Genomic DNA, 15,804 nt, shown 5'->3' with positions numbered 1-15,804 from the left:
GACTCTCTTTCACTTCTCGACTCGTTCGACGACCACACCGTCCAGCTGGGCGATGCGTACGACAGCGTCCGCTCTCCCGCCAGGTCCGATGAAGATATCGGTACCGCATTCTCCGAAGAAGCCGCGGTCGCAGCGACGCGCATGCTCGTCACCGGAAGCTTCGATGATGGTGACGGCCGACGCCGTTGCCGCCTCGACTTTCAGCGTGGCTCCCTCTGGGACGATCAGGGTCGTCCGACCGGCGCCTTTGGCGAGGTTCACGGTCGGGGTGCCGGCGCTGCTCACTGCTCGTGCGAGGTTGATCGTCGTGTCGCCGACCGCCTGGAGGTAGTTGGCATCGCCAGCCGGCGTGACGGATAGCGAGCTACGGCTGCTGATGTCCGCGTCCAGACGAACGCCGGGCGAGATGGGCAGGAGCGCCGCCAGTGCGGTCAGCGCGGCCATCAGGATGCCGAGGAAGATCAGAAACCCGCTTCGGCGGCGGGCGATCCCCGCGATCAGCACCGTCACCCCGAAGACGAGCGTCGCAGCGGCGAAGGAGGCCGTGAGTGCGTAACCGGGCAGGCCGGTCGAGGCCCCCCAGAACGCTCCGGCGAGCGAACCGGCGACCAGAGCCAGCCCGACGGCGAGCCATCCGATGGCCGCCCCGACCCGCGGGTTGGCGGCGCGATACGCTGCCCGGTTAGCCCTGGCCAGCGCGTTTGCAGCGGAGGCCTGCGCCCGCAGCTCGGCAGAGCGCTGGGCCTTCACGGCCCGCATGTCCTCGGCCAGGCGTTGCTTCCACTGATCGTGCTCCGCCTTCCACTGGGCCTGGCGGTCGCGCCAGTCGGCGACCTCCTGCTCCGTGGCTTCGGCGTCGGGCGCGGGCGGTGCGGGCGGCTCCGAGCTGATCGCGACGGCCGGCGCCGGTGGCGCGACTGCGGCTGTCGTCGCGGCCGCGGCCGAGTCCGCCGCGGCAGCGCCGGTCTCGGTCGTGGCCGCCGGAGCCGCCCCGGTGGACTGCGCAGCGCCCGCCGGAGCCGCTGCGCTGCCTCCTGCTCCCGAGCGCTTGTCCGCGTTGCGGACGGCAACGACGATGAGTGCGGCAGCGGCGCCGAGGACGATGAGGGTCCAGAAGATGCGGCTGACGACGTCGAACCAACCGGGATCGTGGCCGAACGGTCCGCCGAACCACCACACCCCGTCGGTCCACGGCAGCAGTGAGAGCACGATCAGCACGCCGATCGCCACGATCGGAGCCTCGAACTCGCCCTCGAACAGGCGCTGCAGATGGATCCGGCCGTCGCGGTCGGGCAACAGGGCCCAGGCGATCGCGTAGAGCAGCACCACCGGGGCGCCGAGCAGCGCGGCGACGACAGCGATTCCGCGGACGATCAGCGGGTCGATCCCGATCCGGTACGCGATGCCCGCGCAGACGCCTCCGACCCAGCCGTCGGTGCGCGTGATGCCGAGGCCGCGCATCCAATCGAAGAAGCGCGTGCCTCGGCCGGAGAAGCCGGTCTGCGGCCCGCCGTACGGCCCGGGGGGCGGCGATCCGGGCGTCGTAGCGCCGGGGGGAGGAGGGGTCGTGCCGTCGTTCACCATGACTCGATCGTGGCGCGCGACGGCCACCTCCCGCTATCCGGGGTCACCCTGAGCCGACCCTGATTCCTGCCCGTGCGGCTGCCCCGGGGTGGTCCCGTCTGCTTGGATTCCAGGTATGGCCTCTGCACCCCTGCCCGGCGAGCGCGTGACGCGCGTCCCGTTGGCGCGACCGCGCGACTGCGTGATCGGCGGGGTGAGCGTCGCGCTCGCCGACCACCTCGGCTGGCCGGTCGTCGCCGTGCGGTGGATCCTGGTCGGCACCGCCCTCCTGGGTGGTGCGGGCGTACTGTTCTACGTCTGGCTCTGGGCCCTCACTCCACTGCGGGATCCCGCGCCGGGACGCTCGGACGAGCGCGTCACGCGCCGTGTGAACGTGCCGTGGGTACTCGCCGTCGGCGGGGCCGTGTGCGGGGTCGCGGCGATCGTGCTGGTGACAGGCGACGCAGTGAACGCCGCATTCGGAGCAGTCGTCGCGTCGATCGTCCTGCTGGTGGCGGCCGTGCTGTGGGACCAGCTCGTCGACGAGGAGAACGCTGCGCCATCGAGGCTCAGCCCGACGGGATTCCGCCTCGCCTCCGGCGGTTTCCTCGTGGCCCTGGCGCTCGTGCTCAGCGGGATGCAGGGCGGTCGCTCGTCCGGCCTGCTCTGGCTCGCCATCATCGGGGCGACCTTCGCAGGGGCGGCGGTCATGGTCGGCCCGTGGGCCTTGCGGCTCTGGACGGAGCTCATCGCGGAGCGGACCGCGCGCGTCCGCGAGGAGCAGCGCGCAGAGATGGCGGCGCACCTGCACGACTCCGTGCTGCAGACGCTCGCGCTCATCCAGAACCGCGCCGGAGCGTCGAGCGAGGTCGGCAGGATCGCCCGCGCCCAGGAGCGGGAGTTGCGTGACTGGCTGTACGCCGAGGCCGCGGAGGGCGCCGCGCCCGACTCCGAGGATCTCGCCACGGAGTTGCGTTCCGTCGCGGCGGCGCTGGAGGTTGACCACGCCGTGCACTTCGACGTGGTGAGCGCGGGCGAACCTGTGCGCCGGGCGCCCGCCGAGCTGGCCGCCGCCGCTCGCGAGGCGATGCTCAACGCCGCCCGTCACGCGGGTGGCGAAGTCTCGGTGTACATCGAGTCGGGCGGGGGATCTGTCGACGTCTTCGTCCGTGACAGGGGCCCGGGCTTCGACATCGATGCGCTGCCGGAGGGACGCCTGGGGGTGCGCGAGTCGATCATCGGCCGGATGCGCCGGGCGGGAGGCCGTGCGACGGTCACCCGGCGCAGCACCGGCACGGAGGTCCACCTGACGGTGGAGCTGCCTGGGGAGCGAGAATGAGCACATGACCGACGAGACGCCGCGCCCGATCACCGTCGTGATCGTGGACGACCATTCGATCTTCCGCTCCGGCCTCCGCGCCGATCTCGACGACCGCCTCCATGTGGTCGCAGAGGCGCAGGACGTCGATGGGGCGGTGGAGGCGATCCTGCGCACCCGCCCGGAGGTCGTGCTGCTCGACGTCCACCTCCCGGGGGGCGCGGGCGGAGGCGGGGCGGAGGTCCTCCGCCGCACGGTCGCCGAGAGCGCGGGGACGCGTTTCCTCGCGCTGAGCGTCTCGGACGCCGCGGAGGACGTCGTCGGCGTCATCCGTGCGGGCGCCCGCGGATACCTGACCAAAGGCAGCTCCGGACACCAGGTGAGCGATGCGGTCGTCGCCGTCGCCGGAGGCGACGCGGTCTTCTCGCCGAAACTCGCAGGGTTCGTGCTCGACGCGTTCGGCGCGACGGCGGGGGAGCAGGCCGAGAGCACGGACGAACTCGACCGTCTCTCGGCCCGCGAGCGGGAGGTCATGCGCCTGATCGCGCGCGGCTATGCCTACAAGGAGGTCGCGGCCGAGCTGTTCATCTCGGTCAAGACGGTCGAGACCCACGTCTCCGCGGTGCTCCGCAAGCTCCAGCTCTCGTCGCGCCACGAGCTCACCGCCTGGGCGCTGGAGCGTAAGCTGCTCTAGCTGGGGCCGAGATGTGCGCCGAATGAGGTCTTCGACGCCTCGCGACGCGACATTGGCCGCAAATCTCGCGGCGGTCGGGGCGTTTTTGCGAGGGGGTGCGGTGTCCCGTACACTTGGGTGCGGTGGTTGAATCTGCCAAGCTTTTCTGCGCCTATTTTCGCGATGCCAGGAGGGTTTCGCGGTTCACAATCCCTAGGGCGGTAGCTCAATTGGCAGAGCAGCGGTCTCCAAAACCGCAGGTTGCAGGTTCGATTCCTGTCCGCCCTGCAAACCGGCATCCCGATGCCGGTCCACGAAAGGTGTAACGAGGTGGCCCGAAAGGTAATCGACGAGCCGAGCGAGGAGATCGTCGCCAACGCCAAGAAGGAGCGCGCGGCCAAGCGCAACCCCTTCGCGCGGATCGCCCTGTTCATCCGGCAGGTCATCGGCGAACTCAAGAAGGTCGTCACGCCGACGCGCAGGGAGCTCCTGAGTTACACCGGCGTCGTGCTCGTCTTCGTGGTGATCATGATGGCGATCGTGTCCCTGCTCGACTGGGTGTTCGGTCTCGGCGTGGTGTGGGTCTTCGGCAACCCGAAGTAGAACCCAGCAGCCGACCGGCCGCACGGCCATACCGACAGAAATGGAATGAATTCAGTGTCTGAGACGAACCGCGACGACGTGGACTGGGCGACCGCTGCCGAGCAGTCCTCCGAAGACGACGAGGCGCAGACGGGCAATGTCCTGGAGCGCGACGAGGAGTCGTCCGACCCCGCGGAGCACGAGGCGCTGCACATCGTCGCCGAAGACGGCACCGAGATCGACCTCGACGCCGTGCTCGACGCGATGGCCGAGGCCGTCGACCCCGAGGCCGACCGCGCCGTCGACGAGGCCCTCGAAGTCGACTCGGCCGAAGAGGCCGAGGCAGCTCAGGAGGCCGTCGAAGACGAGGACGAGGTCGCAGCCGACCCCTACGAGGAGTTCCGCGCCGAGCTGCGCGCCAAGTTCGGCAAGTGGTACGTCATCCACTCGTACGCCGGCTTCGAGCGCCGCGTGAAGTCGAACATCGAGAACCGCATGGTCTCGATGAACATGGAGGACTTCATCTTCGAGGTCCAGGTCCCCATGGAAGACGTGGTCGAGATCAAGAACGGCCAGCGCAAGATGGTCAACCGCGTGCGCATCCCCGGCTACGTGCTGGTGCGCATGGACCTCAACGAGGACAGCTGGTCGGTCGTCCGCCACACGCCTGGCGTCACCGGCTTCGTCGGCAACGCGCACAACCCCACGCCGCTTCGCTTCGAGGAGGCCTTCTCGATGCTGAAGAGCCTCGTGCAGGTCGACCAGGCTCCGGCCAAGGGGGCCGCGAAGGGCCAGAAGGCCACTGCGCGGGTCATCCCGGCCGAGGTCGACTTCGAGATCGGCGAGACCATCACCATCAAGGAAGGCTCGTTCGCGGGCCTGCCTGGCTCGATCAGCGAGATCAAGCCGGAGAGCGGCAAGCTCACCGTGCTCGTGTCGCTCTTCGAGCGCGAGACCCCGGTCGAGCTCAGCTTCGACCAGGTCACGAAGCTCTAGGGAACATCCAGAGCCTCCCCACTGTTTTTCAGGACACCGGGTCTCGGAAGGGCCGAGAAACCGGGAGAGCGACGCGGGTCCGAGACCCACGTGCTCGAATACACAAAGAAGGAAGAGACATGGCACCGAAGAAGAAGGTCACCGGTCTGATCAAGCTTCAGATCAAGGCCGGCGCCGCCAACCCGGCACCGCCGATCGGCCCGGCCCTGGGTCAGCACGGCGTGAACATCATGGAGTTCTGCAAGGCGTACAACGCGGCCACCGAGGCGCAGCGCGGCAACGTCATCCCAGTGGAGATCACCGTCTACGAGGACCGTTCGTTCACGTTCATCCTCAAGACCCCGCCGGCGGCCGAGCTGATCAAGAAGGCCGCGGGCGTCCCCAAGGGCTCCGGCGTGCCGCACACCACCAAGGTCGGCAAGCTGACCCAGGCGCAGGTGCGCGAGATCGCCGAGCAGAAGATGGTCGACCTCAACGCCAACGACATCGACGCGGCGTCGAAGATCATCGCCGGCACCGCCCGTTCGATGGGCATCACGGTCGAGGCGTAAGCCCGGCCTCCCCATCACCCCAGACATCACTGTGGCAGAGCCGGCCAGGCTCGCACCACATTCTCGTTAGGAGAAATCTCATGGCACAGAAGTCCAAGGCCTACCGGGCCGCGGCCGACAAGATCGAGGCCGGCAAGTTCTACACCCCGACCGAGGCGGTCACCCTCGCGAAGGAGACCGGTTCCGCCAAGTTCAACTCGACCGTCGAGGTCGCGCTGAAGCTCGGCGTGGACCCGCGCAAGGCGGACCAGATGGTCCGCGGTACCGTCATCCTTCCTCACGGCACCGGCAAGACCGCGCGCGTCATCGTGTTCGCGACCGGCCCGGCCGCCGAGGCCGCGATCGCCGCCGGCGCCGACGAGGTCGGCGGCTCCGACCTGATCGAGAAGGTCGCCGGCGGTTACACCGACTTCGACTCGGCCGTCTCCACCCCGGAGCTCATGGGCCAGGTCGGCCGTCTCGGCAAGGTGCTCGGCCCGCGCGGCCTGATGCCGAACCCGAAGACCGGCACGGTCACCCCGGATGTGGCGAAGGCCGTCTCCGACATCAAGGGCGGAAAGATCGAGTTCCGCGTCGACAAGCACGCCAACGTCCACTTCGTGGTCGGCAAGGCGGGCTTCACGGCCGAGCAGCTCGACGAGAACATCAAGGCCGCCCTCGACGAGGTCGTCCGTCTCAAGCCGTCCGCTGCGAAGGGCCGCTACATCCAGAAGGGCGCCGTGTCGACCACGTTCGGCCCGGGCATCCCGCTGGACGTCAACGCCATCTGATCGCGTCGCGCTCCTCGAAGGGCCGGATCCGCAGTGCGGTTCCGGCCCTTCGTCGTCCAATAGGGGCCTGCGCATGAACGTTGCGGTGAGGCAACGAATTCGACAGACCTGTCTACCCCATCTTGCGGAGGTAGAACGCCCGGGCTATGTTCGCCCTGTCGCGCACCGCGCGTCGGCTCACAGTCGAGTCAGTCCGAGCGAAGGAACGTTTGATGACACCTCGCACCACCTCAGCCCTCCACAAGAGGGCGATCGGAATCATCGCCACCACGTCTGCCGTGGTGGCGTTGTCGTTGGCAGGAGCATCCGCGGCGAACGCCGCCGACCGGGTGACCTACGCCAATTCCGTCCCCTCGTGGGCCACAGCCCAGAACGATGCGGGAGCGGCACCGGCCGACACCACAGTGCAGGGCGAGATCTATCTCCCCCTGCGCGACCAGAAGGGCGCGGAGACTCTCGCGAAGCAGGTCTCGAATCCGACGCAAGCGGGCTACCGTCGAGCGCTGAGCCCGCAGCAGTGGATCGCGCGGTTCTCGCCCACGCAGGCGGACTACAACGCGGTCCTGGCCTTCCTCAAGGCCGCAGGCCTCACCATCCAGGGCGAGCCCGCAAGTCGGCAGTACGTCGTCTTCCGCGGCACGCCGGACCAGCTCGGCTCGGTGTTCGGCACCTCGCTGCACTCGTTCAAGGTCGCTGGCCACGAACTCGTCGCCCCGTCGAGCGCGCCGTCGGTGCCGACGGCCCTCGGCAACAAGGTCTCCGCGATCAGCATCGAGCAGTCGCGCACACTGACGCGCCCGGAGTCGATCCAGCAGGGCGACATCCAGCAGTCCGGCGCCCCGCAGGTGTCTCGTAAGTCGGCGGCGGCCACGCCTCCGCTCGTTACGACGCCGTGCTCGCACTACATCGGCGAGAACGTCGTGACCGTGCCTCCGGCGTACAACGGGCAGACGCAGTACAGCACCTACAACTGCGGCTACTCCCCGCAGCAGCTGCGCAGTGCGTACGGCCTCACCGATCTCGCCAAGCGCGGCATCAACGGCAGCGGCCAGACGGTCGCGATCATCGACGCCTACGCGAGCCCGAGCATCCTCAAGGATGCGAACAGCCTGGCGCAGCAGAACGGCGAGCCCGGTCTGACGATGTCGAGCTATCAGCAGCTCGTGCCGAGCCCCAGCCAGTTCACCGACGAGGCGCTCTGCCAGTACCCCAGCGGATGGCAGACCGAGCAGACCCTCGACATCGAGTCGGTGCACTCCGTGGCTCCGGGTGCCCGCATCCTCTACGTCGGGGGCACGGACTGCGGCGGCGGACTGGACATCGCGATGTCGAAGATCCTCGACAACAAACTGGCGAACATCGTGAGCAACAGCTACGGCAACCTCGGGGAGGCCGTGCCGGCGGACGTGATCCAGGGCGAGGTCAACCTCCAGCTGCAGGCAGCGGGTGAGGGCATCGGTCTCTACTTCTCGAGTGGAGACAACAAGGACGAGGTCGGCAACCTCGGGTACGCGTCGCCGGACTTCCCGGCCTCGTCGCCGTGGGTCACCGCCGTAGGCGGCACCAGCCTCGCGATCGACAAGAACGGCGCCATCTCCTGGGAGACCGGCTGGGGAGACCAGCTCGACAAGATCGTCAAGAAGGCCGACGGAACCCTCGCCTACGAGGCGCCGCTTCCCGGGGCATACGACGGCGGCGGAGCCGGCGGCGGTATCAGCGCGGTGTTCTCGGCGCCGGACTACCAGCGCGGGATCGTTCCGCAGTCGCTGAGCAACGGCTTCCGGGTCTCTCCGGACGTCGCGGCGGTGGCGGACCCCTACACCGGGTTCCAGATCGGCGTCCGTCCGATCATCGACGACACGACCCTGGCGACCGGTGACTACGTCAACCAGACCTGGGGAGGGACGTCGCTCGCCTCGCCGATCGTCGCCGCCCAGATCGCCATCGTGCAGCAGGCGACCGGCCGGACGATCGGGTTCGCGAACCCGACCCTCTACGCGGTCGATCGAGTGCTGCCGAGCGCGTTCCGCGACGTGGTCCCGCAGAACCCGACGCGTGCTCTCGCCTACACCGGGCGCACCAGTGGAACATCGTATCTCGTCTCGCTCGACCAGGACGGGTCGTTGAAGACCGCGAAGGGCTACGACGACGTGACGGGCCTCGGCGGTGTCTCGTTCAGCCTCCTGAGCATGGTGGCGCAGGGCAGACACTGACGCGTCCGGAGCACAGGGCCGGCCGTCTCCGCAAGGAGGCGGCCGGCCCCGCTACGCTGACGGGATGACCTTCGCGATCCGCGCTGCGACCGGTTCCGACGCCGAGGCCCTCGCCGAGGTCGCCGCTGTGACCTTCCCGCTGGCCTGCCCTCCACACACGACGGAGGAGGCCAAGGCGTCGTTCGTCGCCGCCGTGCTCTCATCGGAGCGGTTCGTCGAGTACGCGTCCGACCTCCGGCGGCGCCTATTCGTGGCAGAGGACGAGACGGGAGCGATCATCGGCTATACGCTTGTCAACCTGGGCGAGCCTGCGGACGACGACGTGCGGGCAGTCATCACGATGCGCCCGACCGCCGAGCTCAGCAAGTGCTACGTCATGCCGGGGCACCACGGCGAGGGCGTGGCCGCGCGGCTGATGGAGGCCAGCCTGGCGGCGGCCTCCGGTGCCGGCGCAGCCGGGGTCTGGCTCGGCGTGAACGAGGAGAACGCGCGCGCCCAGCGGTTCTACGGCAAGCACGGATTCGAGAAGGTCGGTGCGAAGCGCTTCCTGGTGGGCGATCGCCTGGAGCACGACTGGGTGATGGAGCGCGCGCTCAGCTGAAGCCGTCTGCGAATCCGATCACCGACCCAAGGCGGTGTCCCAGCGGATCGCAGGGTGGGTCCGGATAGAATCCCTCGACCCGAACCATTCGAGGAGCGACCGTGCGACGACTGCTTCGTATCGTGCGCCAGCCGTTCGCCCAGCCCCTGCTGGCCGCCGGCTGGCAGCGCGCCGTACCCCTGCTGCTCGCGGTCGGGACCGTGTGCCTGCTCAGCGGTCTGACGATCATCTGGGCCGCGCGGCTGACCGTTCCCTATCCGGTCTACGTGAGCGAGCTCGGGGCGGTCGGGGCGCCGACCGCCGCGCCTTTCGCCATCGCTCTGCTTCTCATCGCGGCGGGAGGCTTCTCCGTCGCGCTCGCGAGTGGTCACGTGCGCTCGTCGCACCGGTTGCTCGGCCGTTGGGCGCCCGCCACGAGTCTCGGGTTCGCGGCGCTCTGCTTCGTGCTCGCGTCGCAGGTGACGTGCACGTCCTACTGTCCGGTGCCGTTGATGGATCCGAGGTCGACCCTCCAGGACCTCGTGCACACGGTGTCGGCGGTGCTCGGTTTCGGCGCGGCGTGCGTCGCTATGCTGCAGGTGGCGTTCGCCTCACGGTTTCCGCGTGTCGCGCGCTACTCGCTCGTCAGTTGCGTCGCGGTCGCCGCGATCACGATCGTGGGCGGACTGCTCGCGATCGCCCACGTGGCCACGGACGTCGGAGCATGGTTGGAGCTGATCGGGACGACCGTGGCCGTCGCGTGGATCGCGGTCTACTCGCTGGCGCTGACCCGGGTGTCGATCGCGGAGTAGTGAGTCAGGCCGTCTGCACGGCGACAGCCCGCACCGCGGGGATGTGCGGCGCCGTCGCCTGACGCAGCAGCTCGATCAGGTCGCCGGCGAGGGTGACCAGCCGGGCGATCTCTCGATCGTCGCGGTCTACCCATTGGCACTGCGGCTCCTCGTGAACGGGCACGAAGCGATCGTGCTGCTCCCACACGAAGAGCGTCCGCTCGGCGCCGAGGACGTACTGCTGCCACCAGATCTGGCGCAAGTAGTGCCGCGGGATACTGTTGAACGGCTTATTGGTCGTCTTGATCTCGGCGAGTTCGATCCGGCCTCCTGTTCGAACGGTCAGCCCGTCGGGCGTCGCCAGGTGACGGCGGTCGCGCTCGGCGTGGAACAGCAGGTCGGACGGCTGGATGCCGTGGGTCGCCGCGACCCACGCGGCGATCTCCGGCTCGCGCACGCGCCCGTGCTGCGTGAAGATGTTGCCGGAGAACCCCGAGCCGTTCAGCTTCTCGGAGACCGCGGCTCGCAGGGACTGCTGGGTCGACAGCTTGGCGACGTCCGTGGCCGTGATCCCGCGGCTGCGGGCGCGGAGCCAGCCCACCCGGTCACTCGACGACGCCACCACGCGGGCCAGGTGGCCTTCGGCTCCCGGCACCGCGGGCACGACGGGGCGTGGCGCCGGTGCGGACGTGGTCGGCCCGAGGTCCGCCAGAACGCCCGGCCGGTACAGTTCGCGCCGGGAGAGGTCGCGGTCAGGGGCGGCGGAGCGGTCGAACACCTCTCCATTCTGCATCGCTCGGCCGACTCGCGCCGTCACCCCACGCCCGCGGCGCCGAGCTGGCGGCGTGCCTCGTCGATGGTGGCCATCGTCGAGACCGCTTCGTCGAGCGGGTGCAGCGGCGATTCGGTGCGGCCCTCTGCGACGTAGCGGGCGAGGGCGGCCGCCTCGTACGACATCCCCTGGCGGTGCGGGCGGCCGTACGGGTCGGTCCAGTGCGCGGTGAGCCCACCGGCGGCACGATCGAGGCGCAGCCCGCTCGGGCCCCAGAACGGGCTGTCCATCTCGATGCGGGCATCGGACCCGGAGATCGTGGCCAGCGACGGCGTGCCTGCTCGGAGGCCGGTGCTGAGCAGGGCCTGCCCTCCGCGCGCCGACGTCAGCAGGAGCGCGACCTGCTCGTCGACGCCGGTGGGGGCAAGCGTGCCCGTCGCGATGATGCCGGCGGGCGCGCCGAGCGCGAAGGACGCCCACGACACCACGTAGACGCCGAGGTCGAGCAGCGCACCTCCGGCGAGAGCCGGATTCCAGAGTCGCCCGGCCGGATCGAACGGCGCGCGGCCTCCGAAGTCGGCCGTGACGACCCGGATGTCGCCCAGGGCGCCGTCGTCGAGGAGCTGCCGCACGATGTCCGTCTGCGGCAGGTAGCGCGTCCACATGGCCTCCATGGCGAAGACCCCGGCCTCGCGTGCGGCGGCCACGATGATGCGGGCCTGCTCGGCGGTGGCGGCGATCGGCTTCTCGATCAGCACGTTCTTGCCCGCGCGGATCGCCAGGAGCGCGTGTTCGAGATGCTCGCTGTGCGGGGTCGAGACGTAGACGACATCGACCTCGGGGTCGGCGACCAGGGCCTCGTACGAGTCGTAGGCGCGGTCGACGCCGTGGGCGGCGGCGAAGGCCGCTGCCCGCTCGGCGGAGCGCGAGCCGCAGGCGACCATGCGCTGCGACGTGTGTGCGTGCAGGGCGTCGGTGAAGTCTGCGGCGATGCCGCCGGGGCCGATCACGCCCCAGCGGAGCGCGGGCGCGTCGGCCGGGTCGGGAAAGCGGGGCGAGGGCAGCACGTCGGTCATGCCCCCAGTCTGCCCTGTCCGAGCGGGCGGGATCCGCGGAACGAAAAGGCCGGACACGCCGCGCGCACGCGGCGTGTCCTGCCGATTCGATGCGGCCGGCCTCAGACGGGCTGCGGGTTCGAGACCTCCGGGGCCGCCCGCACTCCGGCGACGGGGGCCGCCCAGCGCACGCCGTTGGCGAGCACCCGCCGCACCTGCGGGTGGAAGTAGACCGGGTACTCCTGGTCGCCGGGCGAGAAGTAGAAGATCTTGCCGCGGCCGCGGGTGAAGGTCACTCCCGAGCGGAACACCTCGCCCCCGGTGAACGAGCTGATGAAGACCAGGTCGTCGGGGGTCGGGATGTCGAAGAACTCCCCGTACATCTCCTGCGCCTCGATCACGATCGGCTGCTCGATCCCCTCGGCGATCGGGTGGGTCGGGTTCACGTTCCAGACCAGCTCCCGCTCGCCGCCCTCCGGGTTGCGCCAGCGCAGCGAGCACGTGGTGCCGAGCATCCGGATGAAGATCTTCGAGAAATGGCCCGAGTGCAGCACGAGGAGGCCCATCCCGCCGAGCACATGGCGTCGCACACGCTCCACGACCTCGTCGGAGACCTGGTCGTGGGCGATGTGACCCCACCAGAGCAGGACGTCCGTGTCTGCGAGCGCCTCCTCGGTGAGCCCGTGCTCGGGGTCGGCGAGGGTCGCGGTGCGCACGGCGACCTCGTCGCCGAGCAGCTCGGACAGGCCGGCGGCGATGGCCCCGTGGATGCCGTCGGGATAGATCGCTGCGATCTCGGGCTGGGTGGTCTCGTGGACGCCTTCGTTCCAGACGGTCACGCGCAGTGCGGTCATGGTCATGCCTCCGTGGTGTCGGTGCTGGTGGTGTCGCCGGCGTCGTCGAGGCCGGTTGTCGCGGGGCTCAGCCGCACTTCTTCGCCGCGGCGCGCGGACTCGTAGGCCGCGTCGATGACGCGGGCGCGGTCGAGCGCCAGCGAACCGTCCCAGTTCGCCCAGTTCGCCTCGTCGGCGACGTGGTCGAGGAAGGTCTCGACGACCGCGAGGTGGCCGCGGCCGGCGTCGGCGGTCACCGCGACGTCCTCGACCTCCTCGCCCTCCCCGGTGAAGATCGTGAGCTCGCCGGCGGGCGCGTAGTCGACGACCCGGAGGTCGGCGCCGCCTTCGGTGCCGTAGAGTGTGATGCCGAATTCGTCGCCGGCGGGGCGGTACGCCGCCCAGCTGGTCTCGAGGACGATCGAGCCGCCGCCCTCGAGCCGCAGGAGCATGCTGGCCAGGTCCTCCACCTCGTAGGCGGAGCCGACGTGCTGCTTGTCGCTCTTCGCGCCGCCGCGGCCACGTGCGCCGAGCTCCGAGTGGGTGACGGCGGACACCGCGGTGACCTGCGGCTCGCCGAACAGGTGCAGGGCGTAGTCGAGCACGTGCACGCCGATGTCGATCAGCGGGCCGCCTCCGGCCATCTCGCGGTTGGTGAACCAACTGCCGAGGGCGGGGATGCCCGCGCGGCGCAGCCACACCGCTCTGGCATGGTACGGCCGCCCGATCTGGCCATCGTCGATGGCCGCCTTGAGCGCCTCGATGTCGCCGCGTCGGCGGTGGTTGAAGGCGACCTCCAGCACACGGCCGGCGCGGTGCGCGGCGTCGACCATCGTCTGCGCCTCGGCGGCGGTGCGCGCGATCGGCTTCTCGCTGAGCACGTGGATGCCGGCCTCGAGCGCGCCGACGGTGATGGGCGCGTGCAGGAAGGTCGGGACGGCGACGCTGACGACGTCGAGGTCGCCGTCGGCGACCAGGTCGCGCCAGTCGCTGTAGCGGCGCTCGACGCCGTACTTCTCGCCGAGCTCGGCGCGCGGGCCGTCCTCCATGCCGGCGATCGCGACGAGCTCGACGCCGGGAAGCTCGGCGTAGGCGTCCATGTGCTGCTGGCCGGCCCAGCCGAGGCCGACGACTCCGGCGCGGAGGGTCTTGGATGCGGTGGTCACTGCTGTCCTTTCGAGGGGGTGGTTCTGGAGTGCTTCGGACGGTGATGGATGGTCGGTAAGGCGGTCGAATCGATTCGATGCCAGGCGGCGGACGCGGGCGCGGCGCCGGTCAGCGGGGGAGCGGATGGGAGGCGACGCCCGGGCCGAGCGTGTGCTGGATGACCATGATGGCCGCTCCGATGGCGCCGCCGGTCTCGCCGGAGCGGGACTCGGTGATGGTCAGGTGCTGGGTGGCGAGCGGGGTCGACCGCTGGTAGACGACCTCCCTCACCCCGGCGAGCAGTTGCTCGCCGACACGGGACAGACTGCCGCCGACCACGACGAGCGACGGGTTGAGCATGTTGACGCAGGTGGCGACCACCTCGCCGAGGTCGCGGCCCGCCTGCCGGATGGCGTGGAGCACCTCGGGATTCCCGGTGCGGGCCAGCGCGACGACGTCGTCGCTGGTCTCGGCGGGGATGCCGGCGGCCGTAAGCGCACGGGCGATCGCCGGCCCGCTGGCGAGGGCCTCCAGGTCGGCGTCGCGGGCGCCGTGACTCGGGGTCTCGCTCGAGAACGGCACGCGCACATGGCCCAGGTCGCCGGCAGAGCCCTGAGCACCGCGTTGCAGGCGGCCTCCGCTGATGATGCCCGCGCCGATGCCGGTGGCCACCTTGACGAACAGGAGGTCGGAGCGGTCGGGCCAGGCGAGGGCGTGCTCACCGAGCGCGAGGAGGTTCACGTCGTTGTCGACCAGCACCGGCACGTCGAACGCGCGCTGCACGTAGGCAGGGATGTCGAACCGGTCCCAGCCCGGCATGATCGGCGGGTTGACCGGAAGACCGGTCGAGTGCTCGACCGGCCCGGGCACGCCGATGCCGATGCCGACGAGGTCGGCGAGAGGGCGCCCGGTCGCGGCGAACAGGCGCTGGGCCGCCTCCAGTGCCCAGTCGAGCACCTGCTCGGGGCCGTCGGCGATGAGAAGGCGCCGGGACTCGCTGGTCGTGATCGTGCCCGCGAGGTCGGCCAGGGCGACGACGCCGTGCGTAGCGCCGAGGTCGATCGCGACGACCACGCGCGAGTCGGGGTTGAAGCGGATGCGGGCGGGAGGTCGGCCTCCGGTCGAGACGTCGTCTCCGGCGGGGGCTACGAGTCCGGAGGCGGTCAGGGTGTCGATGCGCACCGCGATCGTCGATCGGGCGAGACCCGTGAGCTCGGCCAGCTGCGCGCGGGTGCGCGGCACGCCGTCGCGCAGGATCGCCAGGAGGTCCGAGGCGTCCGCAGCGACGATGCCGGGCTCCCGGACGCTGTCGGTCATGCACGTATTGAACCACACCGCTCTTCAGCAGTCCAAAGATCGACGACAAGGCATCGACTTTTGATTGACATTCGGCAGAAGTGCGACTTGAATGATCACGAACGCCGCATCGTGCGTTTCCCAATCCCCATCTTTCGACCGAGGAGAACAGTGTCGAACTCAAACCTCTCCGTGCAGCTCTATACGGTCCGTGAGCTCCTGACCGAGGACACGGTCGGAACCCTCCGCCGCATCGCCGAGATCGGATTCACCCAGGTCGAGCCGTTCGGACTCCTCGACTTCGCCGACGGCCTCCGTCAGGGCTTCGCCGAGACCGGCCTGACCGCCCCGACCACCCACCAGGGCTACCTCGGCCGCGATGACGAGTTCCTCGACACGGTGTTCGCCACCGCCGCCGAACTCGGCATCCAGACCGTCATCGACCCGCACGTTCCCGCTGAGCGCTGGCAGACCGCGGCCGACGTCGAGGAGACCGCCGCGCAGCTGAACGCCGCGGCCAAGGTCGCCGCCCAGCACGGTGTGCGCGTCGGCTACCACAACCACGCCCACGAGCTCGAGAGCACCATCGACGGCGTCACCGCGCTGGAGTACTTCGCCGGCAAGCTCGACCCGGAGGTCGTGCTCGAGATCGACACGTACTGAGT

Annotated in this window: 15 protein-coding genes, 1 tRNA gene and 1 pseudogene; 11 read left to right on the top strand and 6 right to left on the bottom strand. The window is 69.9% G+C overall.

The annotated features are described in order from the left end of the window. Positions 1-9: 9 nt before the first annotated feature. On the bottom strand, positions 10-1,584 hold the full coding sequence (locus AC0HS0_RS10285; RefSeq protein WP_472963809.1) for a PspC domain-containing protein: 1,575 nt from the start codon (positions 1,582-1,584) through the stop codon (positions 10-12). A 115-nt stretch (positions 1,585-1,699) separates the two neighbouring features. Here AC0HS0_RS10285 and AC0HS0_RS10280 point away from each other — a divergent pair, with 115 nt between their 5' ends. From AC0HS0_RS10280 to AC0HS0_RS10235, 10 genes are all read left to right on the top strand, one after another. Beyond that, positions 1,700-2,902, top strand: a complete 1,203-nt coding sequence (locus tag AC0HS0_RS10280; RefSeq protein ID WP_472963808.1) for an ATP-binding protein — start codon at positions 1,700-1,702, stop codon at positions 2,900-2,902. 4 nt (positions 2,903-2,906) lie between these two features. Next, the gene (locus AC0HS0_RS10275; protein WP_472963807.1) at positions 2,907-3,575 is read left to right on the top strand and encodes a LuxR C-terminal-related transcriptional regulator; all 669 of its coding nucleotides are present in this window, start codon (positions 2,907-2,909) and stop codon (positions 3,573-3,575) included. A gap of 194 nt (positions 3,576-3,769) precedes the next feature. Beyond that, positions 3,770-3,842 (top strand) — tRNA-Trp (locus AC0HS0_RS10270). A 42-nt stretch (positions 3,843-3,884) separates the two neighbouring features. Then, entirely contained in the window at positions 3,885-4,157 is a 273-nt protein-coding gene (gene secE / locus AC0HS0_RS10265) for a preprotein translocase subunit SecE (protein ID WP_472963806.1), read from the top strand. A gap of 54 nt (positions 4,158-4,211) precedes the next feature. Further along, a complete protein-coding gene (nusG, locus tag AC0HS0_RS10260; protein ID WP_472963804.1) occupies positions 4,212-5,132 on the top strand; it encodes a transcription termination/antitermination protein NusG in 921 nt (306 codons plus the stop codon). Between the two features lie 119 nt (positions 5,133-5,251). Further along, a complete protein-coding gene (rplK, locus tag AC0HS0_RS10255; RefSeq protein ID WP_345837119.1) occupies positions 5,252-5,683 on the top strand; it encodes a 50S ribosomal protein L11 in 432 nt (143 codons plus the stop codon). An 80-nt stretch (positions 5,684-5,763) separates the two neighbouring features. Continuing rightward, positions 5,764-6,453: a 50S ribosomal protein L1 gene (gene rplA / locus AC0HS0_RS10250; protein ID WP_185278481.1), complete on the top strand. Its 690-nt coding sequence runs from the start codon at positions 5,764-5,766 to the stop codon at positions 6,451-6,453. A 212-nt stretch (positions 6,454-6,665) separates the two neighbouring features. Further along, complete coding sequence (locus AC0HS0_RS10245; RefSeq protein WP_472963801.1) at positions 6,666-8,666, top strand: S53 family peptidase; 2,001 nt, start codon at positions 6,666-6,668, stop codon at positions 8,664-8,666. A 64-nt stretch (positions 8,667-8,730) separates the two neighbouring features. After that, entirely contained in the window at positions 8,731-9,267 is a 537-nt protein-coding gene (locus tag AC0HS0_RS10240; protein ID WP_472963799.1) for a GNAT family N-acetyltransferase, read from the top strand. 101 nt (positions 9,268-9,368) lie between these two features. Then, positions 9,369-10,058 (top strand): DUF998 domain-containing protein, encoded by a 690-nt coding sequence (locus AC0HS0_RS10235; protein WP_472963796.1) that lies wholly within the window; start codon positions 9,369-9,371, stop codon positions 10,056-10,058. Between the two features lie 4 nt (positions 10,059-10,062). Here AC0HS0_RS10235 and AC0HS0_RS10230 read toward each other — a convergent pair whose 3' ends face one another. From AC0HS0_RS10230 to AC0HS0_RS10210, 5 genes are all read right to left on the bottom strand, one after another. Beyond that, positions 10,063-10,854 carry a YqaJ viral recombinase family protein gene (locus AC0HS0_RS10230; protein WP_472963794.1) on the bottom strand — a complete coding sequence of 264 codons (792 nt, stop codon included), beginning with the start codon at positions 10,852-10,854 and terminating at the stop codon, positions 10,063-10,065. Further along, positions 10,851-11,885, bottom strand: coding sequence for a Gfo/Idh/MocA family protein (locus tag AC0HS0_RS10225; RefSeq protein WP_472963792.1), 1,035 nt, complete (start codon positions 11,883-11,885; stop codon positions 10,851-10,853). The genes AC0HS0_RS10230 and AC0HS0_RS10225 overlap by 4 nt, the downstream gene beginning before the upstream one ends. Before the next feature lie 101 nt (positions 11,886-11,986). Continuing rightward, on the bottom strand, positions 11,987-12,724 hold the full coding sequence (locus tag AC0HS0_RS10220) for a ThuA domain-containing protein (RefSeq protein WP_472963789.1): 738 nt from the start codon (positions 12,722-12,724) through the stop codon (positions 11,987-11,989). Further along, positions 12,721-13,863, bottom strand: coding sequence for a Gfo/Idh/MocA family protein (locus AC0HS0_RS10215; protein WP_472963787.1), 1,143 nt, complete (start codon positions 13,861-13,863; stop codon positions 12,721-12,723). Before AC0HS0_RS10215 ends, AC0HS0_RS10220 begins: the two co-directional genes overlap by 4 nt. A 109-nt stretch (positions 13,864-13,972) precedes the next feature. Further along, positions 13,973-15,160: an ROK family transcriptional regulator gene (locus tag AC0HS0_RS10210; protein WP_472963785.1), complete on the bottom strand. Its 1,188-nt coding sequence runs from the start codon at positions 15,158-15,160 to the stop codon at positions 13,973-13,975. Positions 15,161-15,331: 171 nt separating this feature from the next. Here AC0HS0_RS10210 and AC0HS0_RS10205 point away from each other — a divergent pair. After that, positions 15,332-15,799, top strand: a pseudogene (locus tag AC0HS0_RS10205) (sugar phosphate isomerase/epimerase family protein); the annotation flags it as partial. Positions 15,800-15,804 lie beyond the last annotated feature (5 nt).

The organism is Leifsonia sp. PARNA 1/14, assembly GCF_055720965.1.
Note: the sequence above shows the minus strand (reverse complement) of the source record. Positions and strands in the feature narration are given on the sequence as shown.